Annotated in this window: 11 protein-coding genes; 4 read left to right on the top strand and 7 right to left on the bottom strand. The window is 72.0% G+C overall.

Translation table 11 applies throughout. From position 1 onward, the window contains the following. The first annotated feature begins 70 nt into the window (after positions 1-70). A complete protein-coding gene (locus KBX26_RS27900; protein ID WP_030336689.1) occupies positions 71-1,033 on the top strand; it encodes a zinc-binding dehydrogenase in 963 nt (320 codons plus the stop codon). Positions 1,034-1,201: 168 nt separating this feature from the next. Here KBX26_RS27900 and KBX26_RS27895 read toward each other — a convergent pair whose 3' ends face one another. From KBX26_RS27895 to KBX26_RS27885, 3 genes are all read right to left on the bottom strand, one after another. Next, entirely contained in the window at positions 1,202-2,167 is a 966-nt protein-coding gene (locus KBX26_RS27895; protein WP_030336691.1) for a dienelactone hydrolase family protein, read from the bottom strand. Between the two features lie 75 nt (positions 2,168-2,242). Next, on the bottom strand, positions 2,243-2,779 hold the full coding sequence (locus tag KBX26_RS27890; protein ID WP_210861704.1) for a nucleotidyltransferase domain-containing protein: 537 nt from the start codon (positions 2,777-2,779) through the stop codon (positions 2,243-2,245). Positions 2,780-2,807: 28 nt separating this feature from the next. Then, a complete protein-coding gene (locus KBX26_RS27885) occupies positions 2,808-3,704 on the bottom strand; it encodes an alpha/beta hydrolase (RefSeq protein ID WP_210866758.1) in 897 nt (298 codons plus the stop codon). A 157-nt stretch (positions 3,705-3,861) separates the two neighbouring features. Between KBX26_RS27885 and KBX26_RS27880 the strand changes: the two genes are divergently transcribed. Next, positions 3,862-4,035: a hypothetical protein gene (locus KBX26_RS27880; protein WP_167337346.1), complete on the top strand. Its 174-nt coding sequence runs from the start codon at positions 3,862-3,864 to the stop codon at positions 4,033-4,035. Positions 4,036-4,156: 121 nt separating this feature from the next. Here the strand turns inward: KBX26_RS27880 and KBX26_RS27875 are convergent, their stop codons facing one another. Both KBX26_RS27875 and pta read right to left on the bottom strand, forming a co-directional pair. Beyond that, complete coding sequence (locus tag KBX26_RS27875) at positions 4,157-5,272, bottom strand: acetate/propionate family kinase (RefSeq protein WP_030336697.1); 1,116 nt, start codon at positions 5,270-5,272, stop codon at positions 4,157-4,159. Then, the gene (gene pta, locus KBX26_RS27870) at positions 5,269-7,347 is read right to left on the bottom strand and encodes a phosphate acetyltransferase (RefSeq protein ID WP_210866757.1); all 2,079 of its coding nucleotides are present in this window, start codon (positions 7,345-7,347) and stop codon (positions 5,269-5,271) included. Before pta ends, KBX26_RS27875 begins: the two co-directional genes overlap by 4 nt. A gap of 313 nt (positions 7,348-7,660) precedes the next feature. Between pta and KBX26_RS27865 the strand changes: the two genes are divergently transcribed. Together KBX26_RS27865 and KBX26_RS27860 are read left to right on the top strand one after the other, a co-directional pair. Then, entirely contained in the window at positions 7,661-8,212 is a 552-nt protein-coding gene (locus KBX26_RS27865; RefSeq protein WP_210862860.1) for a hypothetical protein, read from the top strand. Continuing rightward, positions 8,205-10,367, top strand: coding sequence for a bifunctional polysaccharide deacetylase/glycosyltransferase family 2 protein (locus KBX26_RS27860; protein ID WP_210866756.1), 2,163 nt, complete (start codon positions 8,205-8,207; stop codon positions 10,365-10,367). The genes KBX26_RS27865 and KBX26_RS27860 overlap by 8 nt, the downstream gene beginning before the upstream one ends. 73 nt (positions 10,368-10,440) lie before the next feature. Here the strand turns inward: KBX26_RS27860 and KBX26_RS27855 are convergent, their stop codons facing one another. Beyond that, a complete protein-coding gene (locus KBX26_RS27855) occupies positions 10,441-10,620 on the bottom strand; it encodes a DUF6104 family protein (protein ID WP_030336704.1) in 180 nt (59 codons plus the stop codon). Positions 10,621-10,734: 114 nt separating this feature from the next. Next, on the bottom strand, positions 10,735-14,523 hold the full coding sequence (locus tag KBX26_RS27850; RefSeq protein ID WP_210866755.1) for a multifunctional oxoglutarate decarboxylase/oxoglutarate dehydrogenase thiamine pyrophosphate-binding subunit/dihydrolipoyllysine-residue succinyltransferase subunit: 3,789 nt from the start codon (positions 14,521-14,523) through the stop codon (positions 10,735-10,737). Positions 14,524-14,809: the final 286 nt, after the last annotated feature.

Raw genomic sequence — 14,809 nt, 5'->3', positions numbered from 1 at the left:
GGGCGCTCCGGCGAAGCATGCGCCGCTGGCCTACGCGCACGCCTTCTTAACGAGCGCTCAGCTTGTTACCGTGCCGATCATGCGTGCTGCCTTTGCCTCCCGTTTCGACGACGCCGACCCGCTCGCCGCGCTCACCGTCGGTGAGCGGCCCGAGCCGACCCCTCCGGCGGACGACTGGGTGACCGTGCAGTTGCGGGCCACCTCGCTCAACCACCACGACCTCTGGTCGCTGCGCGGGGTGGGTCTCACCGAGGCCCAACTTCCGATGATCCTCGGCTGCGACGCGGTCGGGGTGGACCCGGAGGGGCGTCCGGTGGTCGTCTACCCGGTGGTCGTCACCCCGGGTGACCCGCGCGGGGTCTCCATCCTCTCCGAGCACTTCGCCGGGACGCTCGCCGAGCGGGTGGTCGTACCCCGGTCGAATCTGATCCCGCTGCCCGACGGCATGGCGGCGACCGACGCGGCGTGCCTGCCCACGGCCTGGCTGACCGCGTGGCGGATGCTGACCACCAAGGGCCGCGTCGCGGAGGCCGACAGCGTGCTGGTCCAGGGCGCGGGCGGTGGGGTGGCCACCGCGGCCGTCGCGCTCGCCGTCGCGATGGGCAAGCGGGTGTACGCGACCAGCCGCGACGCCGTGAAGCGTGACCGGATCTCCGCCCTCGGCGCCACCGCCGTGGAGCCCGGCGCCCGGCTGCCGGAGCGGGTCGACGTGGTGATCGAGACGGTCGGCGCGGCCACCTTCGACCACTCGCTGAAGTCGGCCGCGCCGATGGCCCGGATCGTGGTCTCCGGCGCGACCGCCGGGCACGAGCCGTCGGTCAACCTGCGCCGCGTCTTCGCCATGCAGCTGGAGATCCTGGGCACCTCGATGGGCACGCCCGGCGAGCTGTACGAGCTGCTGGCGTTCTGCTCGGACAACGAGGTGCGCCCGGTAGTCGACTGCGTCATCCCGTTCAGCCGGGTCGAGGACGCCTTCGCCCGACTGCACTCCGGCGACGCCTTCGGCAAGGTCGTCATCGACCACGAGGCCTAACGCCCGCCTGTCCGCGCCGCGCTCGCGTCGCGCCGCGCCATGATCTGCGCAACATCGGGGAAACTGCTGCATTCCGGCGTGCCGAGGCAGCAACATCCCCGATGTTGGCAGATCTTGGGCGTGCGGCGTGCGGCGTGCGGCGCGGGGCGCGGGGCGCGAGGCGCGGGATCAGAGGTGGTCGTCGAAGGTGGCGATGTCGCCGCGCGTCGCGTCGGTGGAGATGCGCTTCTTGGCGTCCGGGTCGCCGTAGAGCGACCAGCGTAGGAACTCGACCGAGGTGTCCGAGACGACCCGCAGCGTCGCGCCGTCGCTGAGCAGCGCCCGCCCGTGGTCGCCCTTCGGCAGGCTCAGCATCGCCTTCGGCCAGGGCACCTTGTCGTAGGCGGCCTTGCCGGCCGCGTACTCGACCACCTCGTCCAGCTCACCGTGCACGAACAACTGCGGGGCGGCGGCACCGGCGAACGCGGTACCCACCCCGAGCGCCGTGCCGGCGAACACCACTCCCGCGTCCAGCCGTTCGTCCCGGCTCGCGGTGAACAGGCCGATGGTGGTCACCCCGCCCGCCGAGTGCCCGGCGGCGGCCACCCGCTCACCGTCCAACCGGCCGCGCAACGCGTCGCCGGCCTTGCCGTCCAACGCCAACACCTGATCCAACGCGTACGACACGTCGGCGGGCTGGTTGAGCACGTCGAGGACGTTGTTGTCGGCGCCCCGGGAGGTGTGCGGGAACGCGGGCGCGGCCACCACGAAACCGGCCGCCGCCCAGCGGGTCAGCAGCGTGGCGTAGTCGTCCGGCCGCCCACCCAGGCCGTGACTGAACATCACCACCGGGAACCGGCCCTCCGCCGCCGTCGCCGACCGCTTGGCCGCGCCGCCGGACTGCCCGGCCGCCGGGTACCAGAGCGTCGTCGGCAGCGCGCGGCCGTCCCTGTTCAGCTTCAGCTGGCGTACGCCGACAGCGAAGGCGCGCTGCGGGGCTTTCCCGGCGGGTACCTGCGGTGTCGGGGTGGCGGCGGGCGGTGGTTCGACGGGCGCCTGCTGGCTCTCGGCCTTCCTGGCGTCCGCCGAGCAGCCGACCAGACCGGCCAGGAGCAGGGCGCTGGCCAGCAGGGCGGGGGTGACACGACGCGACATGAGTCCGATTGTGCCTCGCCCCGCAGACCTGCCCGGCGCACTTTGGCACTGTGTGCCCGCCCGCTCACCCACAGCTCAGGGGGCGCGCCGCGGGGCGGGGGCGAGATCGCGCAGCCGGGCCAGGTCGTCGGCGTCCTTCGGGCGGCGCTGACGTTCCGGCATCCAGACTGGGTACATCTGCTTGAACTCGATCTGGGCGGCCACCGAGATGGTCGGCACGGTGAGCGGGCCGATCCGGCCGGGTGGGGCGGCCAGCATCCCGGCCGGCAGTGGGGTGCCGGCCCAGGACCCGGCACCCACCGTCGGTCGGCCGGCGGCATCCCGACCCAGGTACGCGAAGCTGACCTCCACGTCGGCGGCGAACAGGTCGAGCTGCAACCGGGCGGGCATCCGCGGGTCGGGAAGCCAGCCCCGGGCCAGCAGCAGGTCGGCCAGCCGGTCCGCGTCGTCGCGCCAGCAGTACCAGTCGACGTCGACGTGCGGGCGGGTCACAGTGCCGAGCTGGAAGTCCATCGCCCAGCCGCCGCGCAGCCACACCGGGATGCCACAGGCCCCGGTCACCGTGATGACCTCGGCGATGCTCGCCAACTGCCGGCGCGCAAGCTCGTCCACCGCACGACCGTACCGACAGCGGCAGGGGTCAGTGGGCCGGGCGGGACTCGTAACGGGTCAGGTTGGGGGAGTGGGCGTCGGTGCGGAGGCGGGCGGCGGCAACCTGATCGCCGTAGAGGGTCCAGCGCAGGAAGTCGGTGGTGGTGGCGAGGACCGGGGCGAAGCCCGGGTGGCCCGGCGTGAGGTACGCCCCGTGGTCCTGGTCGAGCAGGCTGAGGAACGCGGCCGGCCCGGGGGTGCGCGCGTACGCGGCCCGGCCGACAGTCACCGGCACCACCGGGTCAGCCGTGCCGTGCACGAAGAGCACCGGCGCGGCTGGCCCGGCGAAGCTGCCCGGCAACCCGCCGCCGGCGATCACGATCCCGGCGCGTAAGCGGGTCTGGTGGCCCTCGCTGAACATGCCGGAGGTGGTGAAGCCGCCCGCCGAGTGCCCGGCGGCGGCGATCGAGGTCAGGTCGAGGTGCCCGGCGAGCGGATCGGCGCGGTTGCGGTCGAGCCGCCCGAGGTGCCGGATCAGCCGCCAGGCGTCGGCCGGCTGGTGGCGTACGTCGGCCCGGGTGAAGTGCGCGGCACCCTGCCGGGTGTGCGGGTACGCGGGTGCGGCCACCACGAAACCGGCCGCCGCCCAGCGGGTGGTCAGGCCGGCGTGCAACTCGGGTCGGCTGCCCAGGCCGTGGCTGTAGATCACCACCGGGAACCGTCCGGCCGCCACCTGACCGGTCGACGTCGGGTACCAGATCGTCACCGGCAGCGGGCGCGCCGAACGCGGATCGAGGGTGAGCGTACGCACGCCGACGGCGTACGACCCCTCGGGCGCTCGACGCGCCGGCACCGGGTCGGTGGCCCCGCCGGCCACTGCCGTGGCCGGCGCGCAGCCGGCCAGCAACGCTGTCACCAGTACGGCCAGCAGCCGGCCCGCCCCCATCGTTTCACGGTAGGTGCCCGGGAGGGCGTAACAGCCCCGCCGTCCGGTTCGGCTGCACCGGCCACCCGGTCGGGTCACCTCCACCGGCCGGGTCCACCCCCGCGACGGCGCGGGCCGGGGACGGTGCCGCGTGACCAGCTTCGCTAGGGTCACCGACATGCCTGAGAACTACACAGACCCCAGCGGCAACACCGAGGCGTTCCGTGCCTTCAGCCAGACGCCGGAGGCCGCGGCACCGGCGGAGGCCCCGTCCCGCCTGCCGCTCATCATCGGCGCGGCGGTGGTCGTCGTGGTGCTGGTGGCCCTCGTCGCCTGGCTGGCGACCGGCTGAGTTCGTCGCCTGGCCGGCGACCGGCTGAGCTGGTCGCCTGGCTGGCGGCCCGGTGATCCGTGGCCTGGTCGGGCGGGCGGCTGAGCTGGTGGCCCGGTCGCGCGGGCGACTGACCGAGCCGTCAGGCCGCCTCGATCAGGTCCCGGGTCTGTCGTGCGATCTCCCGCTCCTCGTCGGTGCGGATGACGCAGACGCTCACCTCGGCGCCGTCCGGTGAGATCACCCGGTCGCCGTCACCGTCGTTGCGGGCGTCGTCCACGCTGATGCCGAGCCGACCCAGGCCGGCCAGCGCGGCGGCCCGCACCGGCGCGGCGTGCTCGCCGACCCCGGCGGTGAAGGTGATCGCGTCGACCCGGCCGAGCAGCGCGTAGTACGCCCCGACGTAGCCGGTGATGCGCCGGCAGTACACCTCGAAGGCCAGCGTCGCCGCCTGGTCACCGGCAGCCCGACGCTCGAGGACCTCGCGCATGTCGTTGACGCCGGTCAGCCCGAGCAGGCCGCTGCGGTGGTTGAGCAGGTCGTCGATGTCGTCCACCGACAGCCCACCCTCCCGACGCAGGTGGAAGATCACGGTGGGGTCGATGTCGCCGCTGCGGGTGCCCATCACCAGCCCTTCGAGGGGGGACATGCCCATCGAGGTGGCGACGCTGCGACCGTTCTCGACCGCGCACGCGCTGGCCCCGTTGCCCAGGTGCAGGGTGATCGTGTTGACCTGCTCGTACGGCCGGCCCAGCAGTTCGGCGGTGCGGCGGGACACGTACGCGTGTGAGGTGCCGTGGAAGCCGTACCGGCGGATGCCGTACCGCTCGGCGGTGTCCCGGTCGATCGCGTATGTCGCGACGGCCTCGGGCAGGGTGTGGTGGAACGCGGTGTCGAAGACGGCGACCTGCGGCACGTCCGGCAGTGCCGAGCGGGCCACCTCGATGCCCGCCAGGTTGACCGGGTTGTGCAGTGGGGCGAGCGGGATCAGCTCGCGGATCGCGGCCAGCACCGCGTCGTCGACGAGCACCGGCGCGCTGAACTTCCGGCCGCCGTGCACCACCCGGTGCCCGACCGCCGCCAACCCGGTCAGGTCCAGCCCGTCCAGGATCTGCTGGACCGCCTCGGTGTGGTCAGTCGGGCCGCCACCGGGCTCACCGATGCGTTCGACGGTGCCGTGGTCCAGCGCCCGCTCACCGTCGTAGCGGCGCCACTTCACCGACGACGACCCGCAGTTGAGCACCAGCACCTGACTCACGACGCCTCCTCGGTGGCCGCCTGGATGGCGGTGATCGCCACCGTGTTGACGATGTCCGTCACCAACGCGCCCCGGGACAGGTCGTTCACCGGTCGGCGTAGGCCCTGCATGACCGGGCCGACGGCGACCGCCCCGGCGGAGCGTTGCACCGCCTTGTACGTGTTGTTGCCGGTGTTCAGGTCCGGGAAGATGAAGACCGTGGCGTGGCCGGCGACCGGGCTGCCCGGCAGCTTCGTCGCCGCCACCGCCGGGTCGATCGCCGCGTCGTACTGGATGGGCCCCTCGACCAGCAGGTCGGGCCGGCGTTCCCGGACCAGCGCGGTGGCCGCGGCGACCTTCTCCACGTCCGCGCCGGCACCGGAGCTGCCGGTGGAGTACGACAGCATCGCCACCCGGGGTTCGATGCCGAACCGGGCTGCGGTGTCGGCCGACGAGATCGCGATGTCGGCGAGCTGGGCGGCGTCGGGGTCGCGGTTGACGGCGCAGTCGCCGTAGACCAGCACCCGGTCGGCGAGCAGCATGAAGAAGACGCTGGAGGCCACCGAGACGTCCGGCAGCGTACGGATGATCTCGAACGCGGGCCGGATGGTCGCGGCGGTGGTGTGCGTCGCGCCGGAGACCATGCCGTCGGCTCGGCCGGTCGCCACCATCAGGGTGCCGAAGTAGTTGGGCTGCGCCACGATGTCGTGCGCCAACTCGGCGGTGACGCCCCGGTGGGCGCGCAGCCGGGCGTACTCGGCGGCGAAGTCGTCGCGCCACCCGCTGGTGACCGGGTCGACCAGGTGCGCGTCGCCCAGGTCGATGCCCAGCTCGCGGGTGCGCCGGGCGATGTCGTCCGGCCTGCCGAGCAGCGTCAGCTCGGCCACTCCGCGGCGTAGCAGGATCTCCGCCGCGCGCAGGATCCGCTCGTCGGTGCCCTCCGGCAGCACCAGGTGGCGGGGCTTCGAGCGGGCCCGGTCGATCAGCTCGTTCTCGAACATCAGCGGGGTGACCCGCGCCGACCGGCTGACCCGCAGCCGGCGGGCCAGGTCGTCGGTGTCCACGCAGCGTTCGAACGCGCCGAGCGCGGCCTCCACCTTGCGGGGATTGGCCGCGCTGGGCCGGCCCTCGATGCGGCTGGACGCGGCCACCGTGTCGTAGCTGTCGCTGCGCACGGAGAGCACCGCCAGCCCGGTGTTGAGCCCCTCCACCAGCCGCATGACCCGGGGGTCGGGCTGCTCGCCGAGGGTGAGCACCAGCCCGGCCACCGACACCTGCCCGGCCACGTGCGCGGCGCTCGCGGCGACGAGCAGGTCGGCCCGGTCCCCGGGGGTGATCACCAGGGCGCCCTCGGTGAGGTGGCCCAGCAGGGTCGGCACATGCGCCGCGCCGACCACGAAATCCAGCACGTCGCGACCGAGCGCGGCGTCGTCCCCGGCCAGCAGGGTGGCGCCGAGCGCCGCCGCCACCTCGGCCACCGTCGGCGCCGACACGCTCGGCACCTCCGGGATGGCGTACGCGGGCACCGGCAGGTCGGGCAGCGTCATCGGCTCGGACACCCGGTTGGCGATCACCGCGAGCACTGTCGCGCCCAGGTCGGCCAGGTCGTGGTACGCCCCCCGCATCGCCGCCGCCACGGCCGCCGGCTCCTGCCCGAAGCCGTCCACCACCGGCACCACCACGCTGCCGAACTCCGTGGCCAGCCGGGCGTTGAAGGCCAGCTCGCGGGGGCGGGCCGGATCACCCGGGTCGTCGAAGTCGCTGCCCACCACGACCACCGCCGGGCACTGCCGTTCCACCGCCCGGTAGCGCTCGACGATCGCGGAGATCAGCTGTTCCCGTCGGCCGTCCGCGACCAGCGCGGCGGCCTCGGCGTAGCTCGCCCCGGCCAGCTCGGCCAGCGGCACCTCGACCCGGTACCGCTCGCTGAGCAGGGCGAGGATCGGATCCTGCCCGGTGTCGGCGACCAGCGGCCGGAACACGCCGATCCGCCCGACCTGGCGGGACAGCAACTCCGCCAGCCCGAGGGCGATCGTCGACTTGCCTCCGCCCGAACCAACGCTGGTCAGATACACGCTGCGAGCCACAGCCCCCACCCTAGAAGATCGCGAGACTCCCCACCCGGGCCCTACGGCCCCTGAGCCGCCGCCGTCACCGGCCGCAGGCCGGGTACGAATCCTCCCTGACGACGAGAAGGCGGCGGTCGCGGCGACCCCCTCGTGGCCCCGACGGTGCGGTCGGCGTCTCAGTCAGTGAGCCGTCAGCAAAGCTGAGAAAAACTCACGCCTAGACTCGCGTCCCATGACCACCCGGGGCTTGAGCAGCGACGATACGTCGACTGGGAGGTCGACGCCCGCCGGGTCCGGCGACCCTCGGTCCCGACCGGCGGCGCCGGTCGACGAGCCCACCATGGTGGCCAACCGCACCGACGGCCCCACCGAGCTGATCGCCGCCGCGCCCCAACCGCCCCCGGTCTTCGTCGACCCCAGTGGCCGACGCCGCTCCCGCCTGCGCTGGCTCGCATACGTCGTCGGTCTGCTGGGCCTGACCTACACCGGGCTGGTGGCCGTCAGCTTCGCCGGCGGCATGGTGGAGCCGCACACGGTGCTCCCGTTCGTGGACGAGGCCGAGCAGCCTGAACGGACCCAGTCGCCACAGGCCGAGGCGATTACCGCCATCCCCGAGCCGTCGACAGCCGTCCCCCGTACGCCGGCGGCCAGGGTGGCACCCACCGTCGCCCCGCCGGCTCCCCGCTCGCCTGCCCCCACGCGGTCACGGAGCGCCGCCAGCCCGGCGAGCGGTGACCCCACCAGCGTGCCGCCCTCGCCCAGCTCGGGGCGGCCCACCTCGGTGGCCCCGACACCCGCCGTCTCACCCTCGACCGAGGACCCGCCGCTCCCACCCGAGGAACCGGCCGAACCCGGCGGACTCCCCACCGACCTCCTCCCCGCGGATGGCTGAGCCGGCGATCACGGCCCGCCGTCGTCGGGCCGTACCTCCACCGCGCTGGGTCCTGCTCGGCATGCTGCTGGCGGTTCTGGCCGGCGTACTTCTGGTCAACGCGTACACCAACGCCTCCTTCACCCCGGACCACCAGCACAGCAACCAGGGGCAACGCGAGGTCCCCACCTCAGTGGTGAACGGGGGGCCGATCATCAGCGCCAACAGCGAGCAGGTCCGCTCCTACCGCTTGCCGGACCGGACCATCGCGCTCACCTTCGACGACGGCCCCGACCCCGTCTGGACCCCCGAGGTTCTGCGCGTCCTCGACGCCCACCAGGTCACTGGCACGTTCTTCGTGCTGGGTTCGCAGGTCGCCCGGCACCCCGACATGGCCCGGAACCTGGTCGCGGGTGGCCACGAGCTCGGCGTGCACACGTTCACCCACCCCGACCTCACCGAGCTGTCCGGATGGCGGCAAGAGCTGGAGTACGCCCAGACCCAGCTCGCCCTCGCCGCCGTCACCGGCGTGCGCACCTCGCTGGTCCGGTTTCCGTACTCCTCGCATGCCGACGCGATCGACAACCAGGACTGGCCGGTGCTGATCGCCGCCGGTGACCTGGGCTACCTGACGGTGCTCAACGACACCGACAGCCAGGACTGGGCGCTGCCCGGCGTAGACAAGATCGTCGAGAACGCCACCCCGGACGGCGACTCGGGTGCGATCACCCTCTGGCACGACGCCGGCGGTGACCGCGCGCAGACCGTCGCCGCCCTCGACCGCTTCATCCCGATGATGAAGCAACGGGGATACCGCTTCGTCACCGCGACGGACGGACTGAACCTCGCCTTCGCCGCCGCCGGGGTCGACTACCGGGCGGAATCCGGTGCGGCGGCCACCGCTGGGGACCGTTGGCGCGGCCAGATGCTGGTCTGGGCGGTACGGGGCGCCGACCAGGTGCTGACCGTGTTCGGGATCCTCTTCGTGCTCGTCGGGGTGCTCACCGTCGGGCGTACCGCCGTGCTGTTCCTGCTCGCCGGGCGACACGCCCGTCGCCGTCGGGCCACGGACTGGACGTGGGGGCCGCCGGTCACCGCGCCGGTGTCGGTGATCGTCCCGGCGTACAACGAGAAGGAGGGGATCGCCGCGGCGGTCCGTTCACTCGCTGGCGGCGACCATCCCGGCGGAATCGAGGTGGTTGTCGTCGACGACGGCTCCACCGACGGGACCGCGGACATCGTCGACGCGCTCCGCCTGCCCAACGTCCGGGTGGTCCGCAAACCCAACGGTGGCAAGCCCAGCGCATTGAACACCGGCGTGGCGTTCGCCCGGCACGACCTGATCGTCATGGTCGACGGGGACACTGTCTTCGAACCCGACGCCGTCCGCCGGCTCGTGCAGCCCTTCGCCGACCCGCAGGTGGGCGCGGTGGCCGGCAACGTGAAGGTCGGCAACCGGCGCAGCCTGATCGCCAAGTGGCAGCACATCGAGTACGTCATCGGGTTCAACCTGGACCGGCGCCTCTACGAGACGCTGCGCTGCATGCCGACGGTGCCCGGGGCGATCGGCGGTTTCCGGCGACAGGCGCTGCGGTACGCCGGGGGGATGACCGATGACACCCTGGCCGAGGACACGGACGTCACCATCGCGCTCGGTCGGGCCGGCTGGAAGGTCGTCTACGAGGAGACGGCCCGCGCCTGGACCGAGGCGCCGACGAGCATCGGCCAGCTCTGGAAACAGCGCTACCGGTGGAGCTACGGCACCATGCAGGCGATGTGGAAGCATCGCCGCTCCGTATTCGACCGGGGTGCGTCGGGCCGGTTCACCCGGCGTTGCCTGTTCTTCCTCAGCCTCTTCGGCGTGCTGTTGCCGCTGCTCGCGCCGGTGATCGACCTACTGGCCCTGTACGGCCTCTTCTTCCTCGACCGGACCGCCACGGCGGTGGCCTGGCTGGTCATGCTCGGCGTGCAACTGGTCACCGCGGTGGTGGCGTTCCGGCTGGACCGGGAGAAGTTGGGGGTGCTGTGGGTGTTGCCGCTCCAACAGTTCGTCTACCGGCAGTTGATGTATCTGGTGATGGTTCAGGCCGTGGTCACCGCGTTGACCGGCGGCCGGCTGGGCTGGCAGAAACTGCGACGCACGGGCCTGGAACGGGTCACTTCGCGGACCGGCTGACCGGCCGGCACCGGCCAGCTGCCAGCCGCCCGTCAGCTGCCCAATCGGGCGGTGGTTCCCGGCACCGGGTGGGTCAGTCCTCGTCGGGGTCGTCGAGCCGGGCCAGCCAGGTGGCGAAGCGCTCGATCGGTGTCTCGAACTCGGGGTTGAGGTCGACGAAGTCGCGCAGCCGCTCGCCGAGCCACTCCAGGGTCACCTGCTCGTCGCCCCGGCGCTCGACCAGCTCCTCGATGCCACGGTCGGTGAAGTACATGGGTAGGTCCTCTTACTCGGCCCGGCGCAGGCCGGGCGGGTGGTTGGGTCGACCGACGGAGCCGGGGCAGGACCGTGGAAACGGCCCTGCCCCGGCTGTCGCGGTGCGGTCAGGTCACGGGCGCGGAAGTGCCGCCTCGATCAGCGCGTTCTGCTCGACCTCGTGGGTCTTGGCCGAGCCGACCGCCGGGGCGGCCGCGGCCGGGCGGGAGATCCGCCGCAGCCGAACGTCGGTGAGGTGCTCCAGCAGGTTGAGCGCGACGAACGACCAGGCGCCCTGGTTGGCCGGCTCCTCCTGCACCCAGGCGAAGTCCTCCGCGTTCGGGAACTGCGCCAGGGCGGCCCGGATCTCCTCCACCGGCAGCGGGTACAGCTGCTCGAGCCGGAGGATCGCGGTGTCGGTGACGCCGCGCTCCTGCCGGGCCTGGAACAGGTCGTAGTAGACCTTGCCGGAGCAGAGCAGCACCCGCTTCACCGCCTCCGGCGCCGGGGCGGCGGTGTCGCGCAGCACCGGCTGGAAGGTGCCGGTGGTGAAGTCCTCCACCGACGAGACGCAGAGCTTGTGCCGCAGCAGCGACTTCGGCGTGAACACCACCAACGGCTTGCGCTTGGGCGACAGGGCCTGGCGGCGCAGCAGGTGGAAGTAGTTCGCCGGGGTGGTCGGGATGGACACCCGCATGTTGTCCTCGGCGCACATCTGCAGGAACCGCTCCGGCCGGCCGGAGGTGTGGTCCGGGCCCTGACCCTCGTGGCCGTGCGGCAGCAGCAGGGTGATGGCGGAGCGCTGGCCCCACTTCACCTCACCGGACGAGATGAACTCGTCGATCACCGACTGGGCGCCGTTGACGAAGTCGCCGAACTGGGCCTCCCAGGCGACGAGGGCGTTGATGTTCTCCACCGAGTAGCCGTACTCGAAGCCCATCGCCGCGTACTCGCTGAGCAGCGAGTCGTGCACGAAGAACCGGGAGCGGTCGCCGTCGCCGGTGAGCGACTTCAACGGCAGGTAGTCGTCGCCGGTGCGGGAGTCGACCACCGAGGCGTGCCGCTGGACGAACGTGCCGCGACGCGAGTCCTGCCCGGCGAGCCGGACGGTGACCCCGTCGTGCAGCAGCGCCCCGAGCGCGATGATCTCGCCGAAGCCCCAGTCGATGTTGCCCTCGACGGACATCTTGGCCCGCCGGTCCAGCAGTTGCTGGATCCGCTTGTGCGGGGTGAAGCCCTCCGGCAGGTTGATGTGCGCCTCGCCGATGGCCTTGACCACCGACGCGTCGGTGGCGGTGTCGACCTGCGGCTCCGGCTCCTCCTCACGGCGCGGCCGGTTGAGCTGGCGCGGTGCCGAGGCGGCGTCCCGGGTGGCCTTGAAGACCTTCTCCAGCTGCGCCTGGTAGTCGCGCAGCAGCTCCTCCGCGTCCTCCACGGTGATGTCGCCGCGACCGATCAGCTCCTCGGTGTAGAGCTTGCGAACCGAGCGCTTCGAATCAATGATCTTGTACATCTGGGGGTTGGACATCGACGGGTCGTCGCCCTCGTTGTGCCCGCGCCGGCGGTAGCAGACCATGTCGATCACGACGTCCTTGTTGAACGTCTGCCGGTACTCGAACGCCAGCCGGGCCACCCGGACCACGGCCTCCGGGTCGTCGCCGTTGACGTGGAAGATCGGCGCCTGGATCATCCGGGCCACGTCGGTGCTGTAGAGGCTGGACCGGCTGTACTCCGGGGCGGTGGTGAAGCCGACCTGGTTGTTGACCACCACGTGCACGGTGCCGCCGGTGCGGTAGCCGCGCAGCTGCGACAGGTTCAGCGTCTCGGCCACCACGCCCTGCCCGGCGAAGGCGGCGTCACCGTGCACCGCCAGCGGCAGCACGGTGTAGCCCTCCAACTTGAGGTCTATCCGGTCCTGCTTGGCCCGGACGATGCCCTCCAGCACCGGGTCGACGGCCTCCAGGTGCGACGGGTTGGCCACCACCGACACCTTGACCGCGTGCTCGCCGTCGGGGGTGGTGAACTTGCCGTTCTGACCCAGGTGGTACTTCACGTCGCCGGAGCCCTGCGTCGAGCGCGGGTCCAGGTGGCCCTCGAACTCGGAGAAGATCTTCTCGTACGGCTTGCCGACGATGTTGGCCAGCACGTTGAGCCGACCCCGGTGGGCCATGCCGATGACGACCTCGTCCAGCCCGCTCTCGGCGGACGACTCCAGCACCTCACCGAGCAGCGGGATCAGCGACTCGCCGCCCTCCAGCGAGAAGCGCTTCTGGCCGACGTACTTCGTCTGCAGGAAGGTCTCGAACGCCTCGGCGGCGTTGAGCCGGTTGAGCACGTGCTTCTGCTCGTCGGCGGACGGCTTCTCGTACTTGCGCTCGATCCGTTCCTGGACCCAGCGGCGCTCCTCCGGGTCCTGGATGTGCATGTACTCGATGCCGACCCGGCGGCAGTACGAGTCGCGCAGCACGCCGAGGATCTCGCGCAGCTTCATCCGCTGCCGACCGGCGAAGCCGTTGACCGGGAACTCGCGGTCCAGGTCCCACAGGGTGAGCCCGTGCTGGAGGACGTCCAGGTCGGGGTGCTTGCGGATCTTGAATTCCAGCGGGTCGGTGTCGGCCATCAGGTGACCGCGCACCCGGTACGCGTGGATCAGCTCGTGCACCCGGGCGGTTTTGTTGATCTGCCCCTCGGAGTTGACCGCCACGTCGCGCATCCACCGCACCGGCTCGTACGGGATGCGCAGCGAGGTGAAGATCTCGTCGTAGAAGTCGTGCTCGCCCAGGATCAGCTCGTGCATCACCTTGAGGAACTCGCCGGACTGCGCGCCCTGGATGATCCGGTGGTCGTACGTGCTGGTCAGCGTGATGATCTTGCTGACCGCCAGCTCGGCCAGGGTGGCCTCGGACATCCCCTGGTAGGGGGCCGGGTACTCCATCGCGCCGACACCGATGATCGCGCTCTGCCCCTGCATGAGCCGCGGCATCGAGTGCACGGTGCCGATGCCGCCCGGGTTGGTCAGCGAGATCGTGGTGCCGGAGTAGTCCTCCATGGTCAGCTCGTTGCGCCGGGCCCGGCGGACCACGTCCTCGTACGCCTGCCAGAACTGCCGGAAGTCCATCTGCTCGCAGCCCTTGATGGAGGGGACCACCAGGTTGCGGCTGCCGTCCGGCTTGGCCAGGTCGATCGCGATGCCGAGGTTGACGTGTGCCGGGCGGACCACCGCCGGCTTGCCGTTGGCCTCGGCGAAGGAGTTGTTCATCTCGGGGTGCTGGACCAGCGCGCGCACCATCGCGTAGCCGACCAGGTGGGTGAAGCTGACCTTGCCACCCCGCCCTCGGGCGAGGTGGTTGTTGATCACGATGCGGTTGTCCACGAGCAGCTTGGCCGGGACCGCGCGCACGCTGGTCGCGGTGGGCACGCTCAGCGAGGCGTCCATGTTCTGGACGATCTTCGCGGCGACGCCCCGCAACGGGGTGGTCTGCGGGCCGTCGGCGCTCGGCTCGGTGGCCTTGGCGGCCGGCTTGGCCGGGGCCGCCTTCTCCGGCGCTGCCTTCGCCGGGGCGGCCTTGGGCGTGGCCGGAGCGGCGGACTTGGTCGGCGCCGGCTGGGCGGCGGCCGGCTTGCTCGGGGCGGCCGGCTTGCTCGCGGTCGCCGGCTTGGCCGGGGCGCTCGGCTGGGCGACGCTGACGGCGGCCTCGGGCTGGCCGTCCGGCTCGGGGGCGGCGGCCGGCTTGTCCGACGATTCGGCACCGCCCGGGGTGCCCGCCCCTGGTGCCGGCCGGTAGTCGGCGAAGAAGTCGTGCCAGGCCGAATCGACGCTCGATGGGTCGGCGAGGTAACGCTGGTACATCTCCTCGACGATCCACTCATTCGGGCCGAAACCCGCCAGTGGGTTCTCCTGCGAAGTCTGCTGGGTCGACACGGCCGGTAATCGCCTCTTTCACGCGGGTTTGTGTGGCACGCGGTGTGTCCTGTCGCGCCCGATTAGGAGCACGGACTGGACGGCTCCCAGGCTACGCCGTACCGATCCCGCAGGCATTTCCGCCTCGGTCCCGTGGCCGGTTTCACAGAAGATGCCAGAAGTTCGGCAACCGCTGCGCGTCCGGTGGAGAGCTGGTAGCGCGTCAGTTCCACGATGTCCCGGGCCCGCCGATGGCGGTGACGACCCCGGAGCGGCCAGCTTGTCACGGCCACCCCGGGGTCGGGTG

Origin of the sequence: Micromonospora sp. C97 (genome assembly GCF_018070385.1) — a bacterium.
GTDB classification, from domain to species: domain Bacteria; phylum Actinomycetota; class Actinomycetes; order Mycobacteriales; family Micromonosporaceae; genus Micromonospora; species Micromonospora parva.
Note: the sequence above shows the minus strand (reverse complement) of the source record. Positions and strands in the feature narration are given on the sequence as shown.